This is a genomic window from Intestinibacter sp. (assembly GCF_034113885.1).
Taxonomy (GTDB): Bacteria; Bacillota; Clostridia; order Peptostreptococcales; family Peptostreptococcaceae; genus Intestinibacter.
On the sequence record NZ_JAXEWM010000219.1, the window covers coordinates 1 to 2,523 of the forward strand.

1 protein-coding gene and 1 CRISPR repeat array are annotated in these 2,523 nt (G+C 28.3%); the gene reads left to right on the plus strand.

Annotated elements, in window-relative coordinates:
- The first annotated feature begins 32 nt into the window (after positions 1-32).
- Positions 33-458: a CRISPR direct-repeat array (repeat unit 30 nt; unit sequence GCTTCGATACATCTCATGTTACTGTTAAAT).
- 969 nt (positions 459-1,427) lie between these two features.
- The gene (locus tag SPD90_RS13365; protein WP_320925548.1) at positions 1,428-1,703 is read left to right on the plus strand and encodes a hypothetical protein; all 276 of its coding nucleotides are present in this window, start codon (positions 1,428-1,430) and stop codon (positions 1,701-1,703) included.
- Positions 1,704-2,523: the final 820 nt, after the last annotated feature.

The following is a 2,523-nucleotide window of genomic DNA, read 5'->3' on the forward strand; positions in this document are numbered from 1 at the left end:
AATACTTCTTATAGTGCTACAATAACTCCTTCGCTTCGATACATCTCATGTTACTGTTAAATTAGAGAATACACATTCGAAATACAAAGCAAACACGAGCTTCGATACATCTCATGTTACTGTTAAATTTTGGATCATTAATTATTGATGTTCCTATACTCCAGCTTCGATACATCTCATGTTACTGTTAAATATCTTATTACTGGAGATAAAAGGATGGGAAGATCAACGCTTCGATACATCTCATGTTACTGTTAAATATATGTAGAGCTATCTAACTTCAAAATGGAGATTGGGCTTCGATACATCTCATGTTACTGTTAAATTTATTATGATATAGAAGTAAAACATCCAAAAACTGGGCTTCGATACATCTCATGTTACTGTTAAATTGTAAAAGAAAATCAAATCGTAGAGGTTACAATATAGCTTCGATACATCTCATGTTACTGTTAAATACTAGTAAAATACTCATTCTTTATTTTAGTATATCACAAGAAACATTGATATTTCAACATCACATCTAATATTTACCAACCAAAATAGTATTTTTACATTTTAAGCCCAAAAAGTCCTAGATATATTGATATAACTGACTTTTAAATATTATAACTAAAAAAATGGTTGGGAAAATATATAATGGCATACTTTTTGATAGGATTAATCCATTTTGGACTGGTATTATAAATACATAAGGAAATCACAAAAGAAATAAATCAGAAAAATTTAAATAAAAAATCAAAATAGCACACTTTTTGACAAGATGATTTTAGATTAAGTCTGTATAATCTAAGTATATTAATTTTAAACAATTTGTAGGAGGTGATAGCATGAGTTGTGTAGTTATGAGTCCTAAGTGTCTTTTCTGTTCTAAGCGATCAGGTTGTCCGATTGCATTTTAATTAGAGATTTTTTCAAGGGGGTGAGAGGATGAAAGCTTTAACGATAATTTTAAAAATATTATTCTAGTTCTGTATTAGTTTAGTTTTTAATGATTTTGGAGGTGAAAAATATGGGTATTAAATGCATACTTTGTCCGATGAAGATTTTCTGTACTTTGACTTCTAGTTCTTGCTGCTAGTTTTTAATTTATTGTTAGGGAGGTGAGGCTATGATAAAAACTACAGTTAAATTGATAGGTTTAGTGTAATTTCAAAATAATAATTTAGGAGGTAGCGATATGAAAAAATTGAATAATTTCTGTAGGGCATGGTACGAGGTAGAAATGGTACGGTGTCCTTTTTTTATTCTAAGCATAATAATTTAAAATAGTGCATTTAAGTAGATTAAATGTACAAATAAAAAGCATATTTCAAAAAAATGATATAAAATATAATTAAGAATCAAACAAATCAATAATCAAAAAGAGGGTTAAAAAGATAGCAGAGAAATCATGGTATTCTATAAGTGAAAAGAAGTTGATGCAGATGTTAGGAGTGGATATTGAAGGAATAAATTATATGTATGACGAAAGCTTGTCTCCAAAATATGAAAAGGTAGATGTGATTAAGTATAAAAAGAGCTATTTGAATTATATAGGAGATTATTTGCAAAGAAGCTATAATAAGGATTTTTGTGATGTTAAGCAGATAAAGGATTTTTATAAATCTAAAACGTATATCGGCGATGTGGAGAATTTTAGATATATGGATTTGGAGAAATTTGGTGAGTTTAGGATATTACCTAAGGTTGAGGAAATTTAGGTAGAGAGTGTAGTTTGTGAGAATGATTTTTATAAGAGTAGTATGTATTAGAATATGTACTGTTCTTTTTTTGTGTTAAAAATAGGAGAATTTATAAAAAATAGATTTATAGATTGAAATTAAGAAGTGTAAAAAGGATGATTGTTTGTACATAATTATTTTCCATTTTTTATACAAAAATATATTGCAATCTATAATAGATGCTTTAAACATGCTAAGAGGAAGATGTTTTATCTAACATTATATATGCACATTAATAAACGACGGCAAAGAGTCAGAATCGAAAAATATCTAAAAGAGGATCGTCACAGCTTAAAAAAACAGGATATGAGATAATTACTTGTTTAAAATTCATAAAGCCTGTGGGTGATCCAGTGTATGATTTTTTAGACAAAAAGATAAAAGAAGGTAAAGCAATTAAAGTTGATAAAATTGCAGCTTTGAACAAGTTTTTAAGAATTTATTATGCGAGAGTAAAGGAAGTTTATTCAGAAAATTAGTGTGTATTCCTAATATCTAGGAAAATAGAGTTGAAAGACAAAAAATCAAGCGATTTTCGGTTGTTTAATTAGTGTGCAAAAAAATGGAATTTTTGTAAGGAATTTAGTTAAAAGAAAATTAAAAAAACTGCTAAAAATCTCTTGACAGATGTTAGAAGGTTTCAATTCCCCTAAGGGAAGGTACCTTATCTAACGGTATGTTATGGCAACTTACACAAACAAAAAATCAACTGTGTTTCAATTCCCCTAAGGGAAGGTACCTTATCTAACTTTTCTTAGGTAGTTACACTCATTGTTGCCAAAGATTTGGGTTTCAATTC

Coding starts and splice junctions, on each gene's coding strand:
- SPD90_RS13365 (WP_320925548.1), top strand. CDS start 1,428: ATGTTAGGAGTGGATATTGAAGGAATAAATTATATGTATGACGAAAGC.